The following is a 25,396-nucleotide window of genomic DNA, read 5'->3' as shown; positions in this document are numbered from 1 at the left end:
CGGGCCGGGCGGCAGGAAGCCGCCCGGCCCGCGAAACGGAGGGGGGAATCAGACCCCGGTGGAGGTGTTCAGCTCGACGTTGTAGTCGGCGAGCTTGGTGATCTGCGCGGGGCTCAGTACGCCCTGGTACAGCCAGACGTCGTCCAGCTCACCGGAGAAGTACTCGCCCCACGCGCCGGCCGCCCGGTTGCGGCCGAACTGCACGCCGCCCGTCGCCTCGTAGGGCTGCGGGGCGCCGGTCCAGGAGATGTGCGGGGTGCAGCCGGTCGAACCGTCCGGGCAGCCCTGGTTCTCGATCTGGCCGCCGACGTACAGGGCGAGCCGGTCCGCGAAGGCGTCGTAACTGACCGCCAGGTGCGTCCAGTTCTCCAGGACGGAGGTGGCCGGGGTGTGGGCGGTCAGGGTGCGGACCGCGCCGGTGGCGTCGGAGTCGCGCACCTCGGCCTGCCACTGGCCGGTGGGCTGGCCGTTGGCGTCCTTGCCCAGGGCGTGCCAGCGCAGGGTGACCGCGCTGTTGTTGGCGCCGGCGACGGACAGCACCGTCATGTCCCGGGTCGGGACGCCCGCGGTGTTCGCCCAGCCGGCCAGGGTGAAGCTCTGGCCGGTGTGCAGCGGGACGGAGCCGGTGGCCGCGTAGCCGGTGGAGCCGTCCAGCAGCAGGGTGCCGGGGGCGGGCAGCACGCCGCCGTCGGCCTTGATCGAGGCGCCGCCGCCGAGCTGGGCGCCGGCCTTGGCCGGGCCCTCGTCCGGGGTGACGGCCGGGGTGCCGGTGGCCGAGGAGAGCTTCCAGCGGCCGGCCAGCTGCGGGCGCTGCTGGACCATCGCGCTCGCCTCGGGGCCGGTGACGACGCGGTCGTAGAGGCGCACGTCGTCGATGTCGCCGCCGAAGAACTCGCCGTTGGCGCCCTCGCGGTTGACGGCACCGATCTGCAGCGGGCCGGGGTTGGCCCACGGCGCGTTCTGGGTGTAGTCGGACTCGCCGACCAGGAAGCCGTTGATGTAGAAGCGCAGCTTCTTGGCGGCGGTGTCGGAGACGCCCAGCAGGTGGGTCCACTCGCCGGTGGTGCCGGCGAAGCAGGGCGCGCCGTTGATCTGGGTGCCCGGGGTGCAGTCGGGCTGCCAGGTGCGGACCAGGGTGTCGGCGGAGGTGTCCTCCTTGTAGCGGCCGAAGGCCCAGCGCTTCCAGTAGGTGGAGTAGTACAGCGAGAACTCGCTGTTGTGCTGGCCGATCTGGGTGACGGCGATCTTCGCGGTGGTGTCACCGGGGGTCGGCGCGGGCAGCTTGACCCACGCGGAGACCGAGAAGTCCCGGCTGCCGTCGACCTGCGGGCGGGTGCCGCGCAGGTAGTCGTCGACGCCGTCCAGGTGGATCGCCTTGTCGGCGATGCCGGGCCGGCCGAGTGCGACGCCGCTGTAGGCGGTCAGGTTGTCGGTCTCGGCGGTGCCGACCGGCTTGGCGGAGGCGCCGTCGAGGTGCCAGACCGAGGTGGCGGGCAGGCCGGTGGCGAGCTGCTTGTCGGCGGCGACGTCGGCGGCCTCGGCCTTGCTCAGGGAGCGGTCCCAGAGCCGGACCTCGTCGACCGAGCCCTTCCACGGGTCGGTCCAGTTGCCGAAGTACTTGGAGCGGCCGAACTCCAGCGCGCCGTGGACGTCCCAGTTGGCGACCACGTTCACCGGGGTGCCGGGCACGCCGTTGACGTACAGGGTGCTGGTCTTCGCCACCGGGTCGTAGACGCCGACCAGGTGGGTCCACTGGCCGAGCACCACGGGGGCGTCGGAGCTCGCCGCTTCGAGGGCGTAGTCGGTGGGGTTGTCCCGACTGGACGTCCACATGGTCCACTTGCCGCCGAAGGTACCGAGGGCGAAGCGGGCCGCGGAGTTGCCGTTCTCACTGACGGCGACCCGGTTGCGGGTGTTCTCGGCGAGGTTGACCCAGGCGGAGACGGCGAAGCCGCGGGTGGTGTTCAGCACCGTGCCCTGGGTCTCGGCGTAGCCGTTGGCGGTGCCGTCGAAGGCGAGGCCCTCGGCGAGGTGGCCGGGCGCCCCGGGGGTGGTGCCGGAGCCGAGGGTGGCCTCGAAGCTGCCGCCGGTGCCGGCGACGGAGGTGCCGCCGGCGGCGTCGTCCATCGACCAGCCGGTGCGCTGGGTCTGGCCGGAGAGCACGTTGAAGTAGTACGTCTCGGGCTGCGAGGCGTTGCCCGCGCCGTCGACGGCCCGGGCGGAGAGGAAGTGCACGCCGGCGGTCTGCGGCTGGACGCGGACGGTCTGTCCGGCGCCGCCGCCGGTGGCGATCTCGTTGGCCGCGGACGGCGAGGTGTCCAGGCCCCACTGGTACTTGACCACGTCGGTCGCGGCCGACTTCAGGGTGAAGTAGCCGTTCTTGCCGACGCCGTCGGTCCAGGGGAGCGCGGCGGTGGCGTCCTTGGAGCCCGGGTAGGCGTCCGAGGTGATCGCCGGGCCGTCCGGTGCGGAGGTGTCGACGATGAAGTAGCAGCCGGTCGGGTCACCGTCGGAGGACCACGGCCCCCACTGCGCGCCGTCCCAGGCGCGGGCCTCCCAGTCGAGCTGGAGGTTCTGCGGCAGGCCGGTGGGCAGCGGCCAGGAGAACATCGAGCCGGAGGCCTTGAAGGTGTCCCACCCCGGTGCGGCGTCCTCCGAGCCGGTGGACCACCAGCGGCGGCGCAGGCCGCTGCCGTCGTCCCAGCCGACCGCGAACTGCACGCCGATGGCCTCGCCGTCCGGGTCGCTCGCCCGGGTGGTGACCTGCGGCATCTTGTTGATCTTGATGCCCGGGTACTGGCAGACCGAGCCCGGCGACATCGTCATGTCGGACATCGGGATCTGGTTGGGCCGCAGGTTGTAGTACACCGACAGGTAGGCGTCGTCGGTGAAGCGCTTCCAGGCGAGGGTGTCGCCCTCGTTCTGGGCCTTCAGGCCGAAACTGATGGTCGGCCAGCCCCAGTTGGCGGCGTCCTGGACCAGGTTGCGCACCGCGCCGTCCTGGCCGTACTCCAGCCAGCCGCCGGGGCAGCTGCCGCTCCAGCCCTTCGCGGTGTTGATGGTCTGCAGGTAGCGGCTCCAGAACCCGGAGGCGTTCTGGCCGTTCCAGTTCAGGCCGGGGGAGATGTAGCCGGTGTTCCACAGCTCGACGGGCCGGGCGTCGCAGGAGTACGACCAGCTCTCGTAGGTGCCGAAGGTGGCGCTGAGGATCTGCTTGCCGACGAACGGGTTGGAGACCTGGAAGAAGGCCCGCTTCACGTCGGTCGGCGCGCACCGCGAGGTGTCGCCGCAGTAGCCGACGCCCCAGTCGTGGACGTAGCTGCTGTTGTACGTGAAGTGCCAGTACGCCTGGTTCGGGTAGCTGCGCGAGACGCCCGCCCAGTCACCGGCGTGCGGGGTGTTCCACGCCGGGTCGATCATCACCGGGTAGACGGTGTCCGGGGCGTCCAGCATGCCCTGGTCGGGCGACAGCACCAGGCCGTCCTTGGGCAGGTCGACCTTGAGCCGGGTCATCTTGGCGCCCTCGCCGGGCAGGTCGCCGTAGCCGGCGGCGGCGAGGTCGTTCCGACCGGCGGCGGGAGCGCCCGGGGCGGGGGCCGCGGCGGGGGCCTCGGCCTGCGGTGCCGCCTGCGGGGCGGCCTTGAACGTCTTCGGGGCGGCGGCCGGGGCGTTTGCCGGGGCGTTCGGCGTGGTGGTCGCCGGGGCGTCCGGCGTGACGGCGGCCGGCTTGGAGGAGTCCCACATCACCGGGACGGGCGCCTCGAAGACGGTGCCGCCGCCGGACGGGTCCTTCGCCTTGAGCGTGCCGTCCGCCTCCTGGCTGACCGTCAGGCCGGTGCCCTGCAGGCCGAGCCGGAGCTGGTCCAGCTCGGGGTTCTTGGCGGCCTCGGCGGTGTGCACCACGATGACCTGGGTGAACCCGGTCCTGGTGGCGGACAGCCGCAGGTCCACGTCCGGCAGGATCGACGCGTACTCGGCGGTCGCGCCGTTGACCGTCGGCTTGGGCAGCGGCTTCGGCCAGCTGAGCTTCAGCTCCTTGCCGGCCCGGGCCATCGTGACCAGCGGTTCGCTGCCGCCGCCGGAGAACCGCAGGTCGGCGGTGGACCCCTTGGGGGCGACGGCGCCGCCGGGCAGCGACTGCAGCGTCGGGTCGAGGTCCACCCAGGCGCCGTTCTTGCGCACCCGCTTGGGCTGGACGTAGGTGGTGGTCTTCAGCTTGCCGTCGGGCTGGGCGACGGTGTCACTGGTCTCACTGCGCTTGGCGAGCACCTCGACCGGCTTGCCGCTGTGGGTGGCCTCCTTGACGGCCAGGCTCTCGGCGGTGTCCTGGGAGCCCGTCAGGCCGGGCGGTGGCGTTCCGCCGGTCGCGGCGGCGGCCGGCACCACCGCGGTCGCGGTCAGGGCGACCGCGGCGAGTGCCGCGGCGAGCAGACTGCCCGACCGTCTTGCTGCTGTTCTCACTGTGCGTAAGCTCCGACTTCCGATATGTGGGCGAAGTTTGAGCGGATCTTTATGGACGCTTAATCAGGTGTCAAAGGTTCATGAGAAAACCGCGCGGACGCACGCCCGTGTCGATGCGTCGTCAGAAGGGGAGCAGCGCAGGTAAAACCGGACAAACCACTTGATGTGCTGTGGCGGAAGTCACATGCCCGGAGCGCTGTCGCGGAGTGTTCTCGCCTCCGGGTGGCGGCGGCGAACGGTGACCGACAGCTTCGAGGCGGCGCCGCGGCGAGTGGCGGGCATCCCATCCCCTGGTTGTCGGTGCTGGTCACCCGGGGTGTCACGGATGGAGGCGACGCGGTCCGGGCGGCAGCGGGGGCCACGGTCGGTCACCGACGTGCCCCGGAAGCGGGACGCCGGTGCGGGGGTGAACGGTTCCCGGGCGCGTCGCGACCGAGGGGGAGCGGTCCTCGGGACATTTCCACTCTTTCCGCCTGGCTGTTCGTCAGATTTCTTCGGCGGAATAACTCGGCCTTGTTGCGGTCAAGTTGTCGTCAGGTCGGTGAATCGGAAATGCCGAATCGGGTTCCGGGAAAAGCCGATTAAGGAGCGGAAGGCGCCGCGTCCGGGCTCCGGTCCGCCGCCGGGCCGGCCGGCAGCGGCGGCAGGGTCCGCAGCGCCCGGGCGATCTGCCCCAGCCAGCGGGTCTCGGCCTCCATGCCGCCGGTGTGCGGCAGGTGCGGTTCGGCCGGCGGCGGGCCGCTGCGGAGGGGGCCGTCGGGAGCCCGGGTGCGGGCGCGGTGAAGGGCGGCGGCGATCCGGACGGCCTCGGCCCGCGCGGCGGCGTCGGTGTCGGCATCGGCGGAGGAGTCCTCGGCCGTGCGGTAGCGGCGCAGGATCAGCAGCCCGTCCCGGATCTCGATGACCCGGCGGTAGAGGGCGAGTTCGGCGTCGGCGGGAGGCATCCGGCCGGCGGTGACCCGGCCGCTGGTGATCCGGCCCGTGCTGAGGGCGATCTGCGGGAAGGCCGCGTGCAGGGCCCGCCACAGCGGCCCGAGCGACCGGTAGCCGCGGTACGCGGCCCGCCACCGCCGGGCGGCGCGCCCGGCGCGCGCCCACAGCAGCGTGGTGGCGCCGGCCAGCAGCAGGATCGCGCACACGCGTCCGAGCGCCAGCGAGACGGGGTCCTCGGTGGTCAGCTGACGGCCCGTGCGCAGGGCGCCGAGGACGTCGTCGAGGCCCCAGGCGGCCCAGATCAGGCCGACGGCGGTGGTGAGGGTGACCAGGCCGAGCGCCGTGCGCAGGGCCGTGTCGTCGGCCCGGCGGGTCCAGTGCGTCGTCCGGCGCAGCAGGGTGACCAGGCAGCCGGCCACGTAGCCGGTGATGACCAGGTCGTAGCCGGCCAGCGCCACGGGGCCGAGGGCGCCGGTGGCCACCAGTTGGCCGCCGTCCTCCCGGGGCCGGGCGAGCAGGAACAGGACGGTCGCGGCGAGGACCGCGAGGGCGGTGCCGACGCAGCGGCGGCGCAGCGCGCGGGCGTCGGCCTCGGGGCGGCGCAGCGCGACGGCGGTCAGTGCGAGGAATCCGGCGGAGCCCGTCCGGAGGTGGTCGGTGAGCATGCCGGACAGGCCCGCCAGGCCGGTTCCGTGGTCGATGTCCACCCTGGCCCGGGCGGCCGTCAGCGCCAGGAAGGCGCCGAAGCACCAGGCGAAGCAGCAGGTGAAGAGCAGGGCCGGCGAGCGGCCGCGGCGCCGGCCCGCGAGGAAGCGGTAGGTGCCCAGGCCGAGCAGGAAGGCCGCGGCGAGGGCGAGGACGGGGTCAGTCATGCGGGCCGGTCGGGCGGCGGGTGCCCAGCAGGGGGGAGAGCCGGTGCGCCCACTCGGCGTCGCGGGGCTCCGCGCCGGACGGCCGGCCGCCGGGCAGCAGGGCGCGCTTGAGGATCAGCGAGGCGAGCAATTCGGCCTCCTGCTCCTGCGGTTCGAGGTAGACGGTGCGTCCCAGGACCTTCCCGATCAGTGCCGGGGAGAGGTGCGGCAGCAGGCCGCGGGTGAGTCCCGGGTCGGCCGGGGTGCCGTCGGTGTGGCCCAGCAGGAGGTGGGCGTACTCGTGCACCAGGATGTGCTGGCGGTGCACCTCGCTGGTGTCCTCGGCGTAGACGATGTAGTCGGCCTGACCGGTCGTCACCAGCAGTCCGCACGGCGCCCCGGGCCGTGCGGGTACGGCGATCAGGTCGATGGGCCGGCCGCGGTCGCGGGCGAGGCGGGCGACGAGCTCGGCGGCGTCGAACGGGTCGGGGAGTTCGAGCGAGTCGCTGATCGCGCGGCAGCGCCGCATCAGTCCGCCGTGCCGTCGGATCCACCGCAATGCGCGCCTCACCTGTCCGCCGGGGCCGGCGTGGCCGGTCAGCCGTCGCGGGGTGCCTCCCGGTGGCACCGCGTCGTGCTCACCGGGAGGGCTTGCCCCTGGCAGCCTCCCGGCGAGCGATAGTCTCGATCACATCGGAGACCGTGTCCAGGGCTTCGGGCGAGAGTTCCACCGCCCGCAGTGCCATGTTCCGGACGCCGGCGTCCCGCAGCGCCTCCAGGAGGGCGAGTTCGGCGAGGATCTCCTCGGAGCGGTCGTCGAAGAAGTAGGCGGGCGAGACCTGGAAGAACCGTGCCAGGGCTTCCAGGTGACGTTTGGTCGGGTTGTCGCGCCTGCCGGTGCGCAGCTGCCACAGGTAGGTGGCCGAGAAGGTCTCGCCGGTGGCCTCGCGGCAGGCGCGCGCCACGTCCTCGTTGCTGTACTGCTCCCGGTTGGGGCGCCGGACCGTGCGGAACAGCGTCTCGATCTTCTCGGCGAGCGAACTCGCCCCGGCTCCCGCCATCTCCGCCTCCTGCGCCACCTGGCCTCCTGCGCCACCACTGCCGGTTCGGGCGGCGCTGGTTGCACGGGGTCGGCCGCCGGGGAACCATCGTAGCTTCGGGCACGGCGCCGGTGTCGGGCCGTGCCGTTTCCCGGCCCCCTCCCGGGCGGGAGGGGGTGTCGCGCGCGGGACGGCGGCAGCGGTGGAAGACGCCGCGGCAGGTGCCCCCGGAGTGCCGAACACCCGGGGGCACCTGCTGGGTCGACCGGATCGATCCCGTCCGGTCGTCGGGCCCGGTCGTCACCCCTCGTGCAGCGCCCACTTGTTGCTGTCGACCCGGGTGTTGCCGGGCAGGGCGATCAGTTCCGGCTTGAACAGCGGCTGGGTGTCCATCGCGGGTTCCCAGGTCGCCAGCTTCTCGTCCTGGGGGACCTCGATCCGCCGGTCCGCGGCGAGGTCGGCGACCACCTTCAGCAGCAGTCGCACGCCCAGCGGAGCCAGGTGGTCGCGCCACAGGCTCTGCGCGGTCGAGCCCGGGGGCACGAACAGGTGCTCCTGGGCGGCGAGCGGGCCGCCGTCGGTGCGTTCGGTGAGGTGGTAGACGCTCCCGCCCGTCACCTTGTCGCCGTCGCGGATGGTCCATCGGATCGCGTCCCGGCCGCGGTGCAGCGGCAGCAGGCTGGGGTGGTACCCGATGGTGGCGACGGTGGCCCTGGCGCGCGTGTTGCGGCCGAGGAAGGCGTGCGAGTGCGCGGCGACGATGATGTCCACCCCGTCCGGGATGTGCATCGCGCGCAGTTCGGCCGAGTCCGTCCAGGGGATGTCCCGGGGGAACGCCCAGGCGCGCAGGCGGTCCCAGGCCATCGCGTCGCTCTCGTCGGACTTGCCCTTGCGCAGCCGGGGCGCGGCCGCGCCGACGATCTTGTGACCGTTGTCCAGGAGGGCTTCCGCGACCTGAACCGCGAACGCCCCTTGTCCTGACATGTAGATGTTCATCCGCACTCCTGCGGTCGCTGGTTCGGGTGGTGGTCGCCGTCGGGTCGCCGTCAGGCCGCCGGCGTTCCCACCGCGGTGGTGAAGTGCTGCTCGACGTAGTCGAGGGCACCCTCACGGTCCGGGCAGGAGTGGACGATCCGCCAGCCGTCCGGGACGGCCAGGTGCGGCCGCCACAGCGCGTACTGCTCGTCGGCGTTCACGACGACCAGCCAGTCGCCCTCTCCGCCGTCGAAGGGGTTGCCGCTCATCGGTCGACCTCTTTCAGTCCGGAGTGATCGGGATCGAAGCGCACCGGCATGGTGGAGAACCCGGTCAGGAAGTTGGACCGGATGGGCAGCGCCTCGTCGGTCTGCTCGAAGCCGACGGTGAAGTCCCGCAGGGCCTTGAGCAGTTCGGCGATCTCCACCTTGGCCAGGTACGAGCCGACGCAGAAGTGCGGGCCGTAGCCGAAGGCCAGGTGCTTGTTGGGGGTGCGGCCGAGGTCGAACTCCTCGGGCCGCGCGAAGACCCGCTCGTCGCGGTTGCCGGAGGCGTGCCACAGGGTGACGATGTCGCCCTTCCGCAGCCGCACGCCGTGCAGTTCGGTCTCCCGCTCGACGCTGCGCCCGAAGTGCATGGTGGGCGAGGCCCAGCGCAGCACCTCGTCCACAGCGGTCTCGACGGCGACCTCGCCCTGCTTGAGCCGCCGCCACTGCTCGGGCTGGGCCGCGAGGGTGCGGACGCAGTCGATCATCGTCAGCCGGCTGGTCTCGTCGCCCCCGATGATCAGGCTGTAGCAGTTCAGCACGACGTCCTCGTCGGTCAGCGGCACCCCGTCGATGGCGCTGCCGATCAGCATGCTGATGACGTCCTCGCCCGGTGACTCGCGCCGCTCCTCGACGATGTCCATGAAGTACATCAGGATCTCGTTGCGGGCCATCTCGGAGTCGACCTCGTCGACGTCCTCGTCGTCCGCCGAGAGCGCGGTCTTGGTCAGGGAGAGCAGGTAGTCCCGGTCCCGCTCGGGCACGCCGAGCAGGTTCGAGATCGTGGTCATCGGGATCCGGCTGGCGATCTGCTCCGCGAAGTCGCAGCCGCCGGACTCGACCGCCTCGCGGATCCACTGCCGGGTGTTGACCCGGACGGTCTGCGCGACCTCGTCGAGCACCCTCGGCGAGAGCACCCGCTGGAGGATCTTGCGCAGCTCCAGGTGCCGGGGTCCGTCGGTGACGGCCAGCATCCGGCCGGCCCCGGCGTCGCCGCCCTCCAGGAGGGTGACGAGCACGTTGCCGCGCTGGGACGTGAAGTTCACGTTGTCCCGGTAGGTGGCCATGATGTCGTCGTAGCGGGAGAGCACCCAGAACCCCCGGCGGCCGCCGACCGGCGGGTTCCAGTGCATCGGTGCGGTGTCCCGCAGGGTGCGCCAGAACCCGACGAGGTCGTGGTCCGCGAAGGTGGCCGGGTCTCCCAGGTCCAAGGTGTCCAGTGCCGGTGTGCTCATGCTCACCAGTCCGTACGCCAGAACCGGCGGGGCTGGAAGGGGTAGGTGGGCAGCGGCACGCGGCGGCCGGCCTCCCCGAGGTGCAGGGCGTCGAAGTCCACCTGCTGGCCGGTCACCCAGGCGGCGGCCAGGTCGGACAGCGCCTCGTGGTCCCGGCCCGCCGGCACGATCCCGCTGTCGTTGCGCGAGAAGGCGCCCGGGTCGGTCCGCGGGGCGGCGGCGGTCGTGGTGGCCGCGCCGCGGGCGGCGTCGTCGGACAGCGCCGCGATCAGCTCCTCGCGGCTGCGGACCACGGCCGCCCACCGGCGGGCCATCACCTTGCGGCCGAGGTTGAGGGTGAAGCAGACGTCGTCCAGGCGCAGGCCGGGGTTCGCCTCCAGCCACTCCTTGAGGCGGGTGCGCTGGCGGCCCAGCGCGTCGTCGTCCAGGGCGGACAGGGTGGCCAGCCGCGGCCGGCCCTCCTCCTCGGGAGCGCGCTCGGCGGGCGCCGGCGCCTCCTCCAGCAGCAGGTGGGCGTTGTAGCCGCCGCCGCCGATCGAGGTGATGCCCGCGCGGCGGATGCCGGCCTCCGGCTCCCAGGCCGCGCCCTCGATCTGCGGCACGAAGGGGGTGCTGGGGAAGTCGAGGTCCTGGTTGACCTCCGTCAGGTTGATCGTCGCCGGGAGCGTCTTGTGGTACAGCGACAGCGCGGCCTTGATCGCGCCGAAGCCGCCCGAGACCACGCCGCCGTGGCCCACGTTGCCCTTGACCCCGCCGATCGAGGTGGTCGCGGTCTGCTTCCCGAACGCCATGGTCGCCGCGTGCACTTCGAGCTCGTCGGTCATCGGCAGGCCGAGGCCGTTGGCCTCGTACATGGACACGGTGTCCGGGGTGACGCCGCCGACCTCCATGGCGGCGGCGATGCAGGCGCTCAGCCGCTCGGGCTGGGCCAGGCCGTAGGCCATCGCGCTGACGCCGTTGTTGTTGACGGCCGAGCCCCGGACCACGGCGTAGACGTGGTCGCGGTCGGCGACGGCCTGGCCCAGCGGCTTCAGCAGCACGGTGACCACGCCGCTGGACAGCGCGGTGCCGGTGCCGTTGGCGTCGAACGGGCGGCAGTGGCCGTCCTTCGACAGGATGCGGTTCTCCTCCCAGAGGTGACCGCGGGGGTGCGGCAGGCGGACCATCGAGCCGCCGGCGATCGCCATGTCGCTCTGGCCCAGCAGCAGCGACTGGCAGGCCAGGTGCACCGAGTAGTGGAAGCCCGCACAGACGGCGGCGACGGTGACGGCCTCGCCGGTGAGGCCCATGTAGTACAGCGCGTTGGAGGTCATGGTGTCCGGCGACCACGCCAGGCTGGCCTCGATCGCCTCGGGGCCGACCGACACCCGGTCCGGCGGGGAGCTGTAGAGCGCGGCGGTCTGCGGGTTGTTGGCGCCGTACATGCCGATCTCGGCCTTGAGCCGGTCCGGGTCGTAGCCGCCGTCCTCCAGCGACTCCCAGGCGCTCTCCAGGAACAGCCGGTTCTCCGGGGTCATCGCGGCCGCCATCCGGTCGCTGATGCCGAACACCGACGGGTCGAACTTGTCGTACGTGTCGAGCACGCCGCAGGCCCGTACGTAGAACGGGCTGTGGATCAGGGTCTCGTCGACGTGGATGTCCTCCTTGGCCAGGAAGGACACGGTCTCCCGGCCGTTGACGAGGATGTCCCAGAACTGCTCCTTGGTGCGGGCACCCGGTGCCCGCAGGGACATGCCGATGATGGCCACGTCACCCGGGTCGTACTCCTGCTCGGGGCTGTCGGTCATGGAAGGCTCCTGCTTCGTGTCGGGTAGGGGGCGTGACTCAGCGGCCGGTGGCGCCGCCGCGGCCGCGCAGGGCGGCACGGCGGGCGCCGGCCCGCTGACGGGCCGACTGGACCACCTCAGGGGTGGCGCCGAACTCGTCGTCGAGCCAGCGGGCGAGGGAGGCGATGTCGCGGAAGCTGAAGAGGTCGGGCACGCGGACGCGGCGGTCGAAGCGCCGGGTCATCAGCCGGGCGAGGCGGACGAGCAGCAGCGAGTCGCCGCCGAGGTCGTAGAAGGCGGACTGCACGTCGATGGTCGACGGTTCGAGGTCGAGCAGCTGGCCCCAGATCTCCGACAGCGCGATCTCGGTCGGCGTGGTGGCGGCGGTCAGCGGCCCGTCGGTGTCGGCGGCCGGCGGCTCGGGCAGCGCGTTGCGGTCGAGCTTCCCGCCCGGGCCCAGCGGGAGGGCGTCCAGGAACACGAGCGTCGCGGGCACCATGTAGTCGGGCAGTTCGACGGCGAGCCTGCCGGTGACGGCGCTCTGGAGCGCGGGGTCCAGCCGGGGGCCGTCCTGCGGCGCGCCGTCGCCCGCGGGCACGACGTAGCCGACGAGCCGGTTGCCCCGGACGGTGGCGGCGGCCTCCCGGACCTCGGGGCAGGCGGTCAGCCGGGCCTCGACCTCCTCCAGCTCGATCCGGTAGCCGCGCAGCTTGACCTGGTGGTCGGAGCGGCCGAGGAACTGGAGTTCGCCGCTCTCGGTGAACTTGACGACGTCCCCGGTGCGGTACATGCGCTCGCCGCTGCGGAACGGGTCCGGCAGGAACCGCTCGGCGGTGGTGCGCGGCCGGTTGACGTAGCCGTGCGCGAGGCCGACGCCGCCGAGGTAGAGCTCGCCGGCCTCGCCGACCGGCAGCGGCTTCAGCTCGTCGTCGAGCACGTAGACCAGGTCGGTGGTGGTCGGCGGGCCGATGGTCGGCTCGTCGGTCCCCTCCTCGGGCACCAGCCCGAACGAGCAGAAGACGGTGCCCTCGGTGGGGCCGTAGGCGTTGAACACCCGGGTGGCGCCGGTCTCCTGGTAGGCCCGGTCGACCAGCTTGCGGCGCAGGGCCTCGCCGCCGAACACGATCGAGCGCACGTTCGGGGGCAGGGCGCCGGCGTCGAGCAGGCCGTTCATCACCGACGGGACGACGGACAGGTGGGTGACCCGGTCCACGTACCGGCTCTCCGGCAGGTGCACGGCGCTCTCGACGAGCACCACGGCGCCGCCGCGGCACAGGGCGTTGAAGATCTCCATCACGGACAGGTCGAAGCAGATCGAGCTGGCGGCCGAGACGCCGCTCAGGTCGCAGCCCTCCAGGACCCGGTCCATCTCGGCGAGCATCGCCACGGCGCCGGAGTGACGGACGGCCACGCCCTTGGGCCTGCCGGTGGAGCCCGAGGTGTAGATGACGTACGCGGTGTCCTCGGGCACGACCGCGACGGGCTTCGCGCCGGCCTCGGTGGTCACGCCGTCCCCGAGTACGACGACCGTCGGCCCGGGCGGGCAACTGGCCCGGGACGCGGGCGTGGTGAGCAGCAGGCGGGTCCCGCTGTCCTGGACCATGAAGGTCAGCCGGTCGGCGGGGTAGTTCGGGTCCAGCGGCAGGTAGCAGGATCCGGAGCGCAGGGCCGCCAGGACGGCGACGAGCAGGTCGGGGGTGCGCTCGACGCAGATGCCGACCGGGACGCCGGGGCCCGCGCCGTCGGCGACCAGCCGCTCGGCCAGCACCCGGGACCGCTCGTTCAGCTCGCCGTAGGTCAGGACGCCGGCGTCGGAGTAGACCGCGGTCGCGTCGGGGTTCTTGACCGCCTGGGCGATGAACTCGGAGTGCAGGGTTTCGGTCACTTGTCCGTCTCCTTGGGGAGGCCGGTCGGCGCGATGTCGCCGAGGGCCTGGTCGGGTCGGGCGATCGAGTCGAAGAGCACGGTGCGGTACAGCGCGAGCAGGGCCGTCACGGTCCGCCGCTCCAGGTAGCTCGGCTTGAACTGGACGTGGCCGGCCACCCTGCCGTCGATGTCGGCCATCGAGATCTCCAGGTCGAACTTGGCGAGGTGCCGGCGCACCTGGAGCGGTTCGAGCGGCAGCGCGCCGTCCGGGGCGATGGTCTCGCCGACACCGTGGAAGAGCTTGACGGAACGGGGGAAGGCGTCCGAGGACAGCCAGTTGACCACCACGTCGAACCAGGGGGAGCGGCCCTCGGCGCGCGGCGGCTTCAGCTGGGAGGCCAGCAGGTCGAGCGGGTAGTTCATGTGCTCCAAGAGGCCGAGCGAGAAGGCGTGGACCTCGCTCAGCAGCTCGCGGAAGCTCCGCCCGCCGGAGGGGTTCGCCCGCACCAGCACGGTGTTGAGGTAGTAGCCGATGGCGGACTCCCAGCCGGGCTCGGACCGCTGGGCGATGGCGGTGGCCAGCACCGAGTCCTCGGTCCCGGCCGCGCGGTTGAGCGTGGCGAAGAACCCGGCCAGCACGACGGTGCTCACCGACACGCCCTCGCGCACCGCGAACTCCCGCAGCAGGCGGGTCTCCTCGGCGCTCCAGCGGAACGCGATGTCGCGGCCCTCGTAGGTGACGCCCGGCGGCCGCTCCTTGCTGGAGAGGTCGAGGTGGGCGGGCGGGTCGGCCAGCTTCCGCGACCACCAGTCCAGGGCCGCCTCCGCCGCCGGACCGGCCAGCCACTGCCGCTCCCACTCGACGAACTCGGTGTACGGGGCGACCGGCGCGCTGCGGGCGGGGTCGGCGCCGTCGTAGTACTCCTGGAGTTCGCGGATCATGACGTCGGCCGAGGCCGCGTCCGACGCGATGTGGTGGACGAGCACCATCAGGTAGTGGTCGGACGGTCCGCGCCGCATGAGGACGATCCGCACCAGCGGCCCGTTGTCCATGTCGAGCGGCTCGTGCCCGTACTGGGCCAGCTCCTCGCGGGCCTGCTCGTCGTCCAGGTCGGAGGTGTCCACCACGAGGAACTCGTACACCGGCTCGTCCAGGACGACCTGGTACGGGCTGCCGCCCGCCTCCACGAAGACGGTGCGCAGAGCGGGGTGCCGGTCCAGCACGGCCCGGACGGCGTGCTCCAGGGCCTCCTCGTCGACCGCCGTCCGGATCCGGGCGGTCACCATGAAGTTGTACGGCACGGCGTCCGGCGCGACCATCTGCATGAACCAGAGCGAGGCCTGGCCGTGCGAGGCCGGCGCCACTTCGAGACCGAGGCCTTCGGCGCGCAGCTGCTCCAGCGCCGGCGCGTCGGTGGCCTCCAGCAGCCCGCGCGCGTCCAGCTCCTCCACCAGCTCCTCGGCGTCCAGTTCGGACAGGTCCTCCAGGAACGACCGCTTCGGCGCGGCCTCGGGGACCGGGACGGGCCGGGCCGCCGCCGCGGGCGCCTGGGGCGCCTGTGCCGCCGGGGCGGGCGCGGCCGGTCCGCCGGAGAGCCCGACGAAGTGGCCGACGACCTCGGCGATGGAGCGCCCGTCCAGGAACACCACCGGCGACACCCGGTGCCCGAGCACCGCCTGCATCCTGTTGACGAGGCGGATCGCCAGCATCGAGTCGAGGCCGAAGTCGCGCAGACCGGCGTTCTCGTCGAACCTGCTCACCGGCACGCCCAGCGCGTCGGCCAGTTCGGCGAGGACGACCTCCGGCACCGGCCGGTCCGCCGTGGCCGGCGCCGCCGCCGGCCGGACTTCGACCGGAGCGGCCACCGTCGCGGCCGCGGCCGCGGTCCCGACGGCCGGGGCGGGCGCCGCCGCGCCGCGGGGCTCGGTGTCGGTGTCGATCCAGTAGCGCTCCTTCTGCCACTGGACGAGCGGGGTCTCCACGAGTTCGACGTCGTCGGCGAAGAGCGGGTCGAAGGTCAGCGGCAGGCCCCTGACGTACAGCGAGGCGGCCGCGCCCAGCAGGCAGCGGACGTCGCTCTCCTCGCGCCGCAGGGAGTTGATCGCGTGCACCTGGACGCCGCGGGACAGCCCGATCTCCTCGACCGCGCCGCGCAGCGTCTCGTGCGGGCCGATCTCGATGAAGGTGGAGACGCCCCGGTCGACCAGCGCACCGATCGTCTCGGCGAACCGGACCTGGTTGCGCAGGTTGTGCACCCAGTAGTCGACGTCGGCGACCGGGTTCACCGTGTCGGCCAGCGCCGTGGAGTGGAAGGGGATGGCCGGCGCCAGCGGGGTGATGCCCTCGATGCTCTCGCGCAGCGGCTCGATCAGCGGGTCCATGCCGGGGCTGTGCACCGGCCGTTCGACCCGGATCCGCCGGACCGAGACGCCGTCCCGCTTGAGGTCGGCCTCCAGGGCGTCGACGGCCTCGGGCGAGCCGGAGACCGCCGCGCTGGTGGGGCTGTTGACCACGGCGACGGCGGCGTGCTCGGCGTACGGGGCGAGCCGCGGCTGCAGCTCCTCCTCCGGCAGGTCGACCGAGATCATGGCGCCCTCGGCGGCCTTGCGCTCCAGCAGGTGCGAGCGCGAGACCACGACCCGGGCGGCGTCCTCCAGCGACAGCGCGCCGGACACGCAGGCGGCCGCGACCTCGCCCAGGCTGTGTCCGACGACGGCCGTCGGCTCGATGCCCAGGTCGAGCCAGACCTTCGCCAGCGAGACCTGCAGGGCGAACAGCACGGGCTGCTGGAAGTCCATCTCCTCGTACCGGGCCTCCTCCGCGGGGGCGGCGAGGTGGTCGAGCACCGAGAAGCCGCCGGCCGCGCGCACGGCGGTGTCGCAGGCGTGCATCGAGGCCCGGAAGCCGGCGTGGGAGCGCAGCAGTTCGCGGCCCATGCCGACCCACTGGGTGCCGCCGCCGGAGAACACCAGCGCCACCCGCCGGTCGGCGTTGCCGGAGACCGTGCCCGTGACCACGTCGGGGTGCGGCTGCCCGGCGGCGACCCGGGCGAGTCCGTCCAGGACGTCCTGCCGGTTGCGGGCGAACAGCGCGATCCGGTGGCTGTGGTGGGTGCGCCTGGCGGCGAGGGTGTAGGCGAGGTCGGAGACCCGCAGGCCGGGGTCGCGTTCGACGTGGTTGGACAGCTCGCGGCAGGTGTCGGTCAGCGCGCCCGCGGTCCGGGCGGTGACGGGCACCAGGTGCAGCTGCCCGTCGGCCGCGGCGTCGCCCGGGCTCGGCGCGACGTGCCGTCCCCGGTCGCCGGCCAGGAAGGGGTGGGCCGCGACGGGGTGCCCGGCGGTGTACAGGGCGCCGAGCGAGCCGAGCAGGGTCGAGGCCTCGTCGGCGCCGCGCCGCAGCGAGGGCAGGGTGGTCGCCGGCAGGATCTCCGAGGCCGACTTGAGCAGGAGGGGGTGCGGGCTGAGCTCGATCACCGCGTCGACGTCGTGGTCGCGCAGCTTCGTCAGGGCGTCGACCACCCGGATCTCCCGGCGCAGGTTGTCCGCCCAGTAGTCCGGTCCGAGCTCCGCGCCGTCGACGAGTTCGCCGGTGACCGTCGAGATCATCGGGATGCGGGTGCTCCGGGGCCTGATGCCGTCGAGCTCGACCTTCAGCGGGGCGAGGACGTGGTCGACCAGCGCCGAGTGCGGGGCGTGGCCCATCCGCACCCGGTGGTTGGTGACGCCGGCCGCGGTCAGCCGCTCGACGAGGTCGTCGATCTCTCGCGGAGTGCCGGTGACGAGCGTGGAGTTGAGGCCGTTGTAGCCGGAGAGGGTGAGCCCGCCGGTCAGGTGCGGCCGGACCTCGTCCGCGGGGGTCATCACCACGATGCCCTCGCCGCGGCCCACGGCCAGCAGCTGGAGGAGCCGGCCGTGGTGGGCGGCCAGGCGGGAGGCGTCGTCGAAGTCGAGGGCGCCGGCGATGTGGGAGGCGGCGAACTCGCCGACGCTCTGCCCCACGACGACGTCCGGCTCCACCCCCAGCGAGCGCCAGGTCTCGGCCAGCGCGACCTGCAGGGAGAACAGCAGCGGCTGGAAGACGTCCATGTCGTCGAGGCGGCCGTCGGGGGCCAGCAGCTGTTCGACGAGCGAGAAGCCGAGCAGCTCCCGCATCCGCTTGTCGGACTTCATCATGGACCGGCGGAACACCGGCTGGCCGGCGAGCAGTTGCCGGCCCATGCCGACCCACTGCGAGCCGTTGCCCGAGAACAGGAACGCCACCCGCGGCCGGCGGCCGGCCTGCTCGCCGACGCTCAGCCCGGGGGACTGCGCACCGCTGCCGAAGGCGTCGAGGCTGCTCCTGAGTTCGGCCATGTCGCGGGCGGTGGCCGCGAGCCGGAACGGGCCGTCGCCGGGCGTGCGGCGACAGAGCGCGCGCAGGTCGGTCGCGTCGCGCAGCGCCCGGGCCCGCTCGGCCAGCGCCTCGCGGGAGTCCGCGGCCAGCAGCAGGAGCGAGGCCTCGGGGCGCGGCAGTTCCTCGACGGCGACGTGGCAGATCGAGCCGCCGAACCCGAAGGAGCTGACGCCGCCGCGGCGGGCGTCGGAGTGCCGCGGCCACGGCTCCAGCCGGTCCTGGACGGTGAGGTTGTACTCGTCGAACAGGATCTGCGGGTTCGGCGCGGTGTAGTGCAGGCTCGGCGGCAGCACGCCGTTGCGCATCGACATCGCGAGCTTGACCAGGCCGACGATCCCGGCGGCCGCCTCCAGGTGGCCGACGTTGGACTTGACCGAGCCGAGCCGCAGCGGCTGCGGGCGGTCGCCGCCCAGGACGGCGCCGATGGCGTTGGCCTCGATCGGGTCGCCGAGCGGCGTCGCGGAGCCGTGGCACTCGATGTAGTCCACGAGGTCCGGGGAGATGCCGGCCCGCTGCCAGGCGGTGCGGAGCATCTTCTCCTGCGCCTGGGGGTTGGGCGCCGTCATGCCGTTGCTCAGGCCGTCGTTGTTGGAGGAGCTGCCCTTGATCAGGCAGTACACCGGCAGGTCGCGCTCCAGCGCCACGCTCAGCGGGGCGAGCACGACGACGCCGGCGCCCTCGCCGCGGACGTAGCCGTTGGCGCGGGCGTCGAAGGACTTGCAGCGGCCGTCCGGGGCGAGTGCGCCCATCGCGTCCATGGCGGTGTAGTAGTCGGAGACGAAGCTCAGGTTCACGCCACCGGCGAGCACCAGGTCGCTCTCGCCCAGCTGGATCGACTGGCAGCCCACGTGCACCGAGATCAGCGAGCCCGCGCAGGCGGAGTCGATGGCCATGCTGGGGCCCTGCAGGCCGAGGATGTAGGAGACGCGGTTGGCGATGATGCCGTCGTGCATGCCGGTCGCGGTGTGCGGGGTGATCTGGCTGTCGGGGCCGCGGTAGTGCGCCAGGGCGGCGTAGTCGCCCCAACAGGAGGCCATGAACACGCCGGTGTCACTGCCGACCAGGCTGTGCGGCGCGATGCCGGCGTCCTCCAGCGCCTCCCAGGACAGCTCCAGGATCAGGCGCTGCTGCGGGTCCATCTGGACGGCCTCGCGGGGCGAGATGCCGAAGAACAGCGGGTCGAAGCGGTCGATGCCGTCGATGAACCCGCCCCAGCGCACCCGGTCGTTCAGCAGCTCGCGGCGGGCGCCCGGCACCGGTCCGACGGCGTCGCCGCCCTCGACCAGCAGCCGCCAGAACGCGGACGGGTCCGGGCCTCCGGGGAACCGGCAGCCGATGCCCACGACCGCGACGGGCTCGTGCGAGGGCGTGCGGCGCCGGGTGGTCGGGGCGGGCTCCGCGGCACGCGGGCCCTCGACGAGTGCCCGGGCCAGGCCGTCGACGGTCGGGTACTGCCACATCCAGGTGGCCGGGACCTGCCAGCCGAGGAACTCGGACAGGGCGGCCGCGAGGTTCACCGATTTCAGCGAGTCCAGTCCGTACCGGTGCATCGGCGCCCACCGGTCCACCGAGTTCGCGGACAGGTCCAACAGCTCGGCAAAACGGGTTAGCAGGAAATCCGTGACGGCGGATATGTCTCGCGCTGCGCGCTCTTGGGGCATGGCGACTCCCTCAGCAGGGCTGGTGAAATGGGCGGGTGGAGCTTCACAACCGATCGTTCACAAGGGGGGCTCGTCAGTGATTCCGTATCAAGGCAGTTCGACTACGAATGCTGGATCCGACCTGTACATGACATGCATGGGCGTGCGATCGGGCAACACTGCTCCTCGCGCGGGGAGGGGGGAAGGGCTGCCCGAAGCTCCGGCCGTGCGGTGCGGCCGTGCATGGTGACGACGGCAAACTTCGAGGTGACGCGGGTGGTCGCGATTCAGCGGCTCACTGTGGAATTCTCGCCGCCCCCGTGCGGCCTTGCCGGTGGATCTGTCGTGCAATCTCGCTGCCGGGATTTCGCAGTGCCGCTTTCTTTCGTCCGCCCTTGAGCGCGGAGAGTCCAGCGACTCCAGGATTGCGCACTTTGCGGGCCGGTTGAAGCGCTGGCGAGATTTGATCGCCAAAGTGTCCGATTCGATCTCCTCGGACGGTACCGTTCAGTTCCATCTGCGGGCGCGGGGCGGAGTGGACAGCGGACGATCGACCAATGCAAGCTGTCCGCATGGCAGTTGACAAATTTGATAGGGCGTCAGCCGATGCCAACAGCTCCTTACCCGGACGCAGCGACCACCTCGGGCGGGCACTCACCGGCCGCGACTTCCATGGCAGGCCCGCATGACCGACACCACTGACACCACCGGCGGCACCACCGGCGCCGCGGCCTCACCGGTCCGCCGGCCGGGACTCGCACTCGGCGTCCTGGCCGGGGCGCTGGCCCTGGACGTGAGCGGCCTCGGAGTGCTCAACGCGGCGCTGCCCTCGGTGGGGGAGCGCTTCCACCTGGACGAGAGCACGCTCCAGTGGGTGATGACCGCCTACGCCGTCACGTTCGCCGGCTTCCTGCTGGTGGGCGGCCGACTGGCCGACGTGATCGGGCGGCGGCGGGTGTTCGAGGCCGGCGTCGCCCTGTTCACCGTCTCCGCGCTGGTCGGGGCGGTGGCCCCCAACACCGTGACGCTGCTGGGCGCGAGAGCGGTCCAGGGCATCGGCGCCGCCCTGTCGGGGCCGGCCGCGCTGGCCCTGCTCACCGACACGTTCGCGGCCGGTCCGGCGCGCAACCGGGCCTTCGGGGTGTACGCGGCCGTCGGCGCCGCGAGCTTCAGCGGCGGGGTGCTGCTGGGCGGCGTCCTGACCGAGTTCTTCGGCTGGCGTTCGGTGCTGTGGTTCTCGGTGCTGGTGGGTCTCGGTGTGCTGGGCGCGACGCGCATCGGACTGCCCGACGGCGTCGGGCACCGCGGCCGGCTGGACCTGCCCGGAGCGATCACGGGCACGCTCGGCCTCACCCTGCTCGTCGTCGGCGTGAGCAGCAGCGGCGCCACGGCGTGGATCGTGCTCGGCGCCGCGGTGCTCTCCCTGGTGCTGTTCGTGGTGCGCGAGCACCGCACCGCCGACCCGGTGCTTCCGCTCGCCCTCTTCCGGATCGGCTCGGTGCGGGAGGCGAGCCTGGCCGCGTTCCTCCAGTACATGGGCTCGGTCGGGATGCTGTTCTTCGCGCCCCTGTACCTGCAGGGGATGCTGCACTACTCGCCCTTCGAGTCCGGCATCGCCCTGGTGCCGATGTCCCTGGCGGTGTTCCTCACCGCCAACTTCGCCACCGGCCGCCTGCTGGCCACGTACTCCCCGCGGACGCTGATGGCCGTCGGCCTCGTCCTGATCGGCGTGGGCACCGGGCTGTGGCTGGGCACGCCGCAGGACGGGAACTACCTGCTGCACGTGATGCCCGGTCTGGTGGTCAGCGGCATCGGCCAGGGGCTGAACTTCCCCTCGATGACGTCCGCCGGCCTCTCCGGCGTCCCGGAGCAGCAGCACGCCGTCGCCGGCGCGGTGAACGTCGTGACGCAGCAGATCGGCGCCAGCGCGGGCGTGGCGGTGATGGTCCTGGTCGCGGGGACCAGCGGCGACCAGCTCGCCGGGTACCACCTCGCCTACGTCACCGCCGCCGTCGCGTGCGTGGTGGGTGCGGCGGTCATCGCCGTGAGGCGACGGGCCTGAGTCTCCTCCCGGGGGCGGTGGCCGGCGTGAGCCGGCCGCCGCCCCTTCGTCATGTCCGGGGAGCCCGTGGCGCGTCGGCCGTCGTCCCCCGTGCCGTCCCCCGTCCGGCGTCGGCCGTTCTCCCCCGTCCGGCGTCGGCCGTTCTCCCCCGTGGGCCCGGAGCCCCGTCCCCGGGCCGTGCGCCCCGCTCCCCGGGGCCGGCTCAGCCGGCCTCGGGGAGCCTTTCGTCCCTGGCGAGGGCCGCCGCCCGGACGTCCAGCAGCGCGAGCAGGACGGGCGGGTCGAGGGCGTGCACGGGGCGCAGGCGCAGTTCGAGCGGCTTCGGCGGGACGTTCGCCCTGATCTCGACGGGGCCGACGGAGCCGACGGAGACCTCGCCGGTGAGGACTTCGTCGAAGGAGGCGGGGACGGAGTGGGCGAGGAGGTACCAGGTCCCGGGCGGCACGTGTTCGAGGAGGAAGGTGCCGGGGCGGGGGAGGACGGTGCAGGCGGCCGGCCGGCCCTCCGGGATGCGGGTGCGGAAGAGTCCGACGAAGACGCGGCCGAGGTCGTCGGCGACGGAGGCCCGGATCTCGCCGCGGACGGTGGCGAGATCAGTGGGCCGGGCCCAGCGCCGCCTTTCGAGTTCGATGCTGGTGGTGAAGCCGCGTAACTGGCGGAACATCGTGGGCGACGTGCCGACGCTGCTGGCGAACCGTGAGCTGAAGGTGCCGACGCTGTTGTAGCCGACGCGGTGGCTGATCTCGGTCACGCTGAGGTCCGTCTCGATGAGCAGACGTTTGGCGGCTTCGATGCGGATGGCGGACAGGAAGCGTCTCGGTGAGACCCCGGTCACCCGCTGGAATTCCCGGGAGAAGTGGAATTTGCTGTATACGGCAGCCTGCGCCATATCGTCTATGGTCAGTATTTCGCCGATGTTCTCGTGCATGACCTCGATGGCTCGGGCCACGGCCTCTTCGATTGCGGGCTTCACAATGACTCCAGATTCTCGCAGTACCGGTGGACGACGGAAACTCCGCTCCGGTATTGCGTCCTGGAACGCGGCCGAGGGGGGCGGGCGGCCTTGGATACCGGAGCGCGCGAGGTTTCCCCTCTCCCTTCTGTTAAGCGACGGTGACACACCGTGGCACCGTGATAACGACTGATGACCGTAGCAGGCGGACATGACAAGTTCAACGACTTCCTCGCGCGTTTATTTGGCAAAGTCGAGGGGTGGAATACCGGCCGGTATGTGTTTGAACTATTGAAGCAATTGACGAGATGCGTCGGAGGGGGGCATGCGGATGTCACGGACGGGACGGATGTGATTCAGGAGTACTCGTGTGACGGATGTGCCGGTCCGGCCCCGGAGCGGTACCGTTCGGGAATTCGCCGCGGATCGCGCCGGCCCCGCCCTCAGTCCGAGTCGGTCGCCGCCGGGTCCACCTCCTCCCACAGCCGCTCCACGGAGGCCGCCACCGATGCGACCGCGGCCTCCAGGGTGTCCCCGGCCGCGACCATCAGCCCCACCAGCTGCGCCTCCAGCAGGCGATCGGCGTCGCACGGCTCGGTCAGGTAGTCGCCGAGCTCCAGGACGACCAGACCGTGCACCGCGGACCACATCTGATGCGCCACCAACTCGGCGTCCTCCGCGCGGAACCGGCCCGCCTCGATGCAGCGGGCGGCGCACTCGGCGACGCCGGCCAGAGTGTAACGGCCGTATTGCCGGTCCTCCTCGCCCAGCGAGAACCCGGCCAGCGAGGAACCCCCGAACATGACCGCGTACAGGTGAGGGTTGGCCAGCGCATTGCACCGGTACGCACGACCCAGCAACGCCAGGTCGCTCACCGGGTCGTCACTGAACTCCACCAGGGTGAAGTAGTACTGGAGTCGGGTGAACCCTTCATGAACCATGGCGCGCACCAGCCCGCGCATTCCGTTGAAGTGGGTGTACAGGGCCATGGTGGAGGTGCCGATCTCGCTCGCGATGCGGCGGGCGGACAGCGCCTGCGGCCCTTCCTCCGCCAGCAACCGGGCGGCGATGTCCACCAGTGCCGGACGGGCACCGGGATCCGTGCGACGCGGACTCATTCCCTCAGTCAAGCAAAACGCCCTTATGCCAGGGACGTTCGCGCCCACAACCCTCCGATCCCCGCACAATGCGAGAAGCGGCCCGCGCGGCGCCGGGCATAGCTTTCCAGTCACTCAGCGCGACATTCCAGGGGCGGCCGACGGCCGGAGGAGAAATGTCGACGCCCGGTCGCGCGACCACCACACCAGCGCTCGACGGAGGTCGCTCTTGTCCACCACCACACCCCCCGGCCGGACCACCGGCGCCACACTGCTCCTCGCCCTGGGCAGCCTGATCGTGCTGGTCTCCTCCGCAGTGGCCTTCCACCACTCCTTCGCCATGGATCCCGCGATGCCGATGGCCCACATGGCGGCCGACGACGGGCGGAAGCTGCACGGCATGGCCCTGTCGGAGATGCCGGAGATGTTCACCGCACTCGCCGGACTGCTGATCGTGGTGGCCGGCGCCGCCCTGCGCGGGCGGCCGAAATCCGTCGAGTCCGACTCCGGGACGGGGCGGCGCGGCCGGCTGCTGATTCTTCTCATCGGTACGGCCGCCCTCACCATCGACATCAGCAAGACCTCCACCCTGGGCTTCGTCATCCCCGGCATGCGGGCCGAGTACGGGCTCGATCCCCGCGCGGCCTCCCTGCTGGCGGTCTGCGGACTGACCGGGACGGCGACCGGGGCGCTGCTGTTCGGCGTGCTCACCGACCGGATCGGCCGCCGCAGCTCCTACCTGATCGCCACCCTCGGGTTCACCGCCACCAGCATGTGCGGCTCGATGCCCACCTTCGAGGGCAACCTGGTGATGTGCGCCCTCATGGGCGTGGCGGTCGGCGGCCTCGCCCCGCTGCTGATCACCCTGCTCACCGAGACCGTCGGCGGAAAGGTCCGCGGATCGGTGGTGGTGGCGCTCTCCGTCGTCGCCACCGCGGTCGGCTACCTGGTCGCCGCCGGCTCGGCGCTGTGGCTGGAACCGGTGTTCGGCTGGCGGATCCTGTGGCTGATCGGCGCCCCCACCGGTGCCGTGCTGGCACTCCTCACCCCCTTCGTCCCCAACCGCACCTCGGCCCCCGCCCCGGTGGCCGCGGGCGCACCGTCGGCCGTCCAGCACCTGCCCAGGTCCTCACGGGCCCTCACCCACGGCCTCCAGCGCGCCTTCGCCACCCTGATCGGACTGCTCACCTTCGGCCTCACCACCTGGGTGCCGAGCCTGGCCCGGATCGGCGGCGTACCGGTGCACACCGCGAACCTGATGCTCACCATCGCGGCGATCGTGATGATCCCGTGCGCCCTGCTGCTGATGCTGGGCTACCGCCGCTTCGGCCCGACCTCCATGGCGGCGGGCCTGGCCACCGTCACCGCGGTGCTGCTGCTGGCGCTCACGGCCAGCGGCGCGGTGGCCGAGGTGGGCTGGATCGCTGCGGGCGCGCTGGTGGCGGCCCTGTTCTCAGTGAACTCGATGGCCGCGATCTTCCTCCCGATCGCGGCCGACCTGGCGGATCCGGAACGGCGCGGCCGGACCACCGGGTGGGTCTCGCTGTTCAACCGGCTGGGCGGCCTGATGGGGCCGCTGCTGCTGGCGAGCCTGGTGTCCTCGCCCTCCGCCGTCCTGGTGGCGGTCTCCGCCCTCGCCCTGCTGTGCGGTGCGGCCGCCTGGTACATCAGCCGCCGGCACCGGCTCGCCCTGGTCGGCCTGGAGCCGGTGACCGACTGAACCGGCTGAACCGACCGACCGACTGACCGACCGACTGACCGACCGACTGACCCACCGACCGGGAGCACGCAGGCCGGGGGGGGGGGCACCGCCGCCCGGCGCGCGGCGCGCCCGGGGCGCGCGCCGCGGGGGTCGGCGC

Annotated in this window: 14 protein-coding genes; 2 read left to right on the top strand and 12 right to left on the bottom strand. The window is 72.4% G+C overall.

Translation table 11 applies throughout. The features are described 5' to 3' along the window. Positions 1 to 48: 48 nt before the first annotated feature. From ACFWJ4_RS28425 to ACFWJ4_RS28380, 10 genes are all read right to left on the bottom strand, one after another. Positions 49 to 4,461, bottom strand: coding sequence for a LamG-like jellyroll fold domain-containing protein (locus ACFWJ4_RS28425; RefSeq protein WP_380548618.1), 4,413 nt, complete (start codon positions 4,459 to 4,461; stop codon positions 49 to 51). A 581-nt stretch (positions 4,462 to 5,042) separates the two neighbouring features. Continuing rightward, the gene (locus tag ACFWJ4_RS28420) at positions 5,043 to 6,266 is read right to left on the bottom strand and encodes an MAB_1171c family putative transporter (protein WP_380548615.1); all 1,224 of its coding nucleotides are present in this window, start codon (positions 6,264 to 6,266) and stop codon (positions 5,043 to 5,045) included. Continuing rightward, positions 6,259 to 6,774, bottom strand: a complete 516-nt coding sequence (locus tag ACFWJ4_RS28415; protein ID WP_359906740.1) for a ParH-like protein — start codon at positions 6,772 to 6,774, stop codon at positions 6,259 to 6,261. Before ACFWJ4_RS28415 ends, ACFWJ4_RS28420 begins: the two co-directional genes overlap by 8 nt. A gap of 109 nt (positions 6,775 to 6,883) precedes the next feature. Then, entirely contained in the window at positions 6,884 to 7,306 is a 423-nt protein-coding gene (locus tag ACFWJ4_RS28410; RefSeq protein WP_380356168.1) for an XRE family transcriptional regulator, read from the bottom strand. Positions 7,307 to 7,585: 279 nt separating this feature from the next. Next, positions 7,586 to 8,281 (bottom strand): formyltransferase family protein, encoded by a 696-nt coding sequence (locus ACFWJ4_RS28405; protein ID WP_359906746.1) that lies wholly within the window; start codon positions 8,279 to 8,281, stop codon positions 7,586 to 7,588. Positions 8,282 to 8,331: 50 nt separating this feature from the next. Beyond that, positions 8,332 to 8,529: an MbtH family protein gene (locus ACFWJ4_RS28400; protein ID WP_359906749.1), complete on the bottom strand. Its 198-nt coding sequence runs from the start codon at positions 8,527 to 8,529 to the stop codon at positions 8,332 to 8,334. After that, positions 8,526 to 9,767 carry a cytochrome P450 gene (locus ACFWJ4_RS28395; RefSeq protein WP_380548612.1) on the bottom strand — a complete coding sequence of 414 codons (1,242 nt, stop codon included), beginning with the start codon at positions 9,765 to 9,767 and terminating at the stop codon, positions 8,526 to 8,528. Before ACFWJ4_RS28395 ends, ACFWJ4_RS28400 begins: the two co-directional genes overlap by 4 nt. Then, positions 9,764 to 11,548 (bottom strand): beta-ketoacyl synthase N-terminal-like domain-containing protein, encoded by a 1,785-nt coding sequence (locus ACFWJ4_RS28390; RefSeq protein WP_380548609.1) that lies wholly within the window; start codon positions 11,546 to 11,548, stop codon positions 9,764 to 9,766. Before ACFWJ4_RS28390 ends, ACFWJ4_RS28395 begins: the two co-directional genes overlap by 4 nt. A gap of 37 nt (positions 11,549 to 11,585) precedes the next feature. Then, positions 11,586 to 13,412: an amino acid adenylation domain-containing protein gene (locus ACFWJ4_RS28385; RefSeq protein ID WP_380548606.1), complete on the bottom strand. Its 1,827-nt coding sequence runs from the start codon at positions 13,410 to 13,412 to the stop codon at positions 11,586 to 11,588. Then, on the bottom strand, positions 13,409 to 19,447 hold the full coding sequence (locus ACFWJ4_RS28380; protein ID WP_380548603.1) for an acyltransferase domain-containing protein: 6,039 nt from the start codon (positions 19,445 to 19,447) through the stop codon (positions 13,409 to 13,411). The genes ACFWJ4_RS28385 and ACFWJ4_RS28380 overlap by 4 nt, the downstream gene beginning before the upstream one ends. Positions 19,448 to 20,111: 664 nt before the next feature. Between ACFWJ4_RS28380 and ACFWJ4_RS28375 the strand changes: the two genes are divergently transcribed. Then, positions 20,112 to 21,488 carry an MFS transporter gene (locus tag ACFWJ4_RS28375; RefSeq protein WP_380548600.1) on the top strand — a complete coding sequence of 459 codons (1,377 nt, stop codon included), beginning with the start codon at positions 20,112 to 20,114 and terminating at the stop codon, positions 21,486 to 21,488. A 202-nt stretch (positions 21,489 to 21,690) separates the two neighbouring features. On the opposite strand, the gene ACFWJ4_RS28370 is transcribed toward ACFWJ4_RS28375, so the two are convergent. Both ACFWJ4_RS28370 and ACFWJ4_RS28365 read right to left on the bottom strand, forming a co-directional pair. Then, the gene (locus ACFWJ4_RS28370; RefSeq protein WP_380548648.1) at positions 21,691 to 22,416 is read right to left on the bottom strand and encodes a helix-turn-helix transcriptional regulator; all 726 of its coding nucleotides are present in this window, start codon (positions 22,414 to 22,416) and stop codon (positions 21,691 to 21,693) included. A gap of 467 nt (positions 22,417 to 22,883) precedes the next feature. Next, positions 22,884 to 23,558 carry a TetR/AcrR family transcriptional regulator gene (locus ACFWJ4_RS28365; protein ID WP_380548597.1) on the bottom strand — a complete coding sequence of 225 codons (675 nt, stop codon included), beginning with the start codon at positions 23,556 to 23,558 and terminating at the stop codon, positions 22,884 to 22,886. Between the two features lie 208 nt (positions 23,559 to 23,766). Between ACFWJ4_RS28365 and ACFWJ4_RS28360 the strand changes: the two genes are divergently transcribed. Beyond that, complete coding sequence (locus tag ACFWJ4_RS28360) at positions 23,767 to 25,257, top strand: MFS transporter (RefSeq protein WP_380548594.1); 1,491 nt, start codon at positions 23,767 to 23,769, stop codon at positions 25,255 to 25,257. The last annotated feature ends 139 nt before the right edge of the window (positions 25,258 to 25,396 follow it).

The sequence above is a fragment of the Kitasatospora sp. NPDC127067 genome, assembly GCF_042724755.1.
Lineage (GTDB): Bacteria > Actinomycetota > Actinomycetes > Streptomycetales > Streptomycetaceae > Kitasatospora > Kitasatospora lactacystinica.
The sequence above is the reverse complement of the archived record's forward strand: the minus strand, read 5'-3'. Positions and strand labels throughout refer to the sequence as shown.

Bases quoted from the DNA above. Each gene is read 5' to 3' on its own strand.
- ACFWJ4_RS28410 (WP_380356168.1), bottom strand. From the start codon at position 7,306: ATGGCGGGAGCCGGGGCGAGTTCGCTCGCCGAGAAGATCGAGACGCTG.
- ACFWJ4_RS28370 (WP_380548648.1), bottom strand. From the start codon at position 22,416: ATGCACGAGAACATCGGCGAAATACTGACCATAGACGATATGGCGCAG.
- ACFWJ4_RS28400 (WP_359906749.1), bottom strand. From the start codon at position 8,529: ATGAGCGGCAACCCCTTCGACGGCGGAGAGGGCGACTGGCTGGTCGTC.
- ACFWJ4_RS28415 (WP_359906740.1), bottom strand. From the start codon at position 6,774: ATGCGGCGCTGCCGCGCGATCAGCGACTCGCTCGAACTCCCCGACCCG.
- ACFWJ4_RS28365 (WP_380548597.1), bottom strand. From the start codon at position 23,558: ATGAGTCCGCGTCGCACGGATCCCGGTGCCCGTCCGGCACTGGTGGAC.
- ACFWJ4_RS28390 (WP_380548609.1), bottom strand. From the start codon at position 11,548: ATGACCGACAGCCCCGAGCAGGAGTACGACCCGGGTGACGTGGCCATC.
- ACFWJ4_RS28405 (WP_359906746.1), bottom strand. From the start codon at position 8,281: ATGAACATCTACATGTCAGGACAAGGGGCGTTCGCGGTTCAGGTCGCG.
- ACFWJ4_RS28380 (WP_380548603.1), bottom strand. From the start codon at position 19,447: ATGCCCCAAGAGCGCGCAGCGCGAGACATATCCGCCGTCACGGATTTC.
- ACFWJ4_RS28420 (WP_380548615.1), bottom strand. From the start codon at position 6,266: ATGACTGACCCCGTCCTCGCCCTCGCCGCGGCCTTCCTGCTCGGCCTG.
- ACFWJ4_RS28375 (WP_380548600.1), top strand. From the start codon at position 20,112: ATGACCGACACCACTGACACCACCGGCGGCACCACCGGCGCCGCGGCC.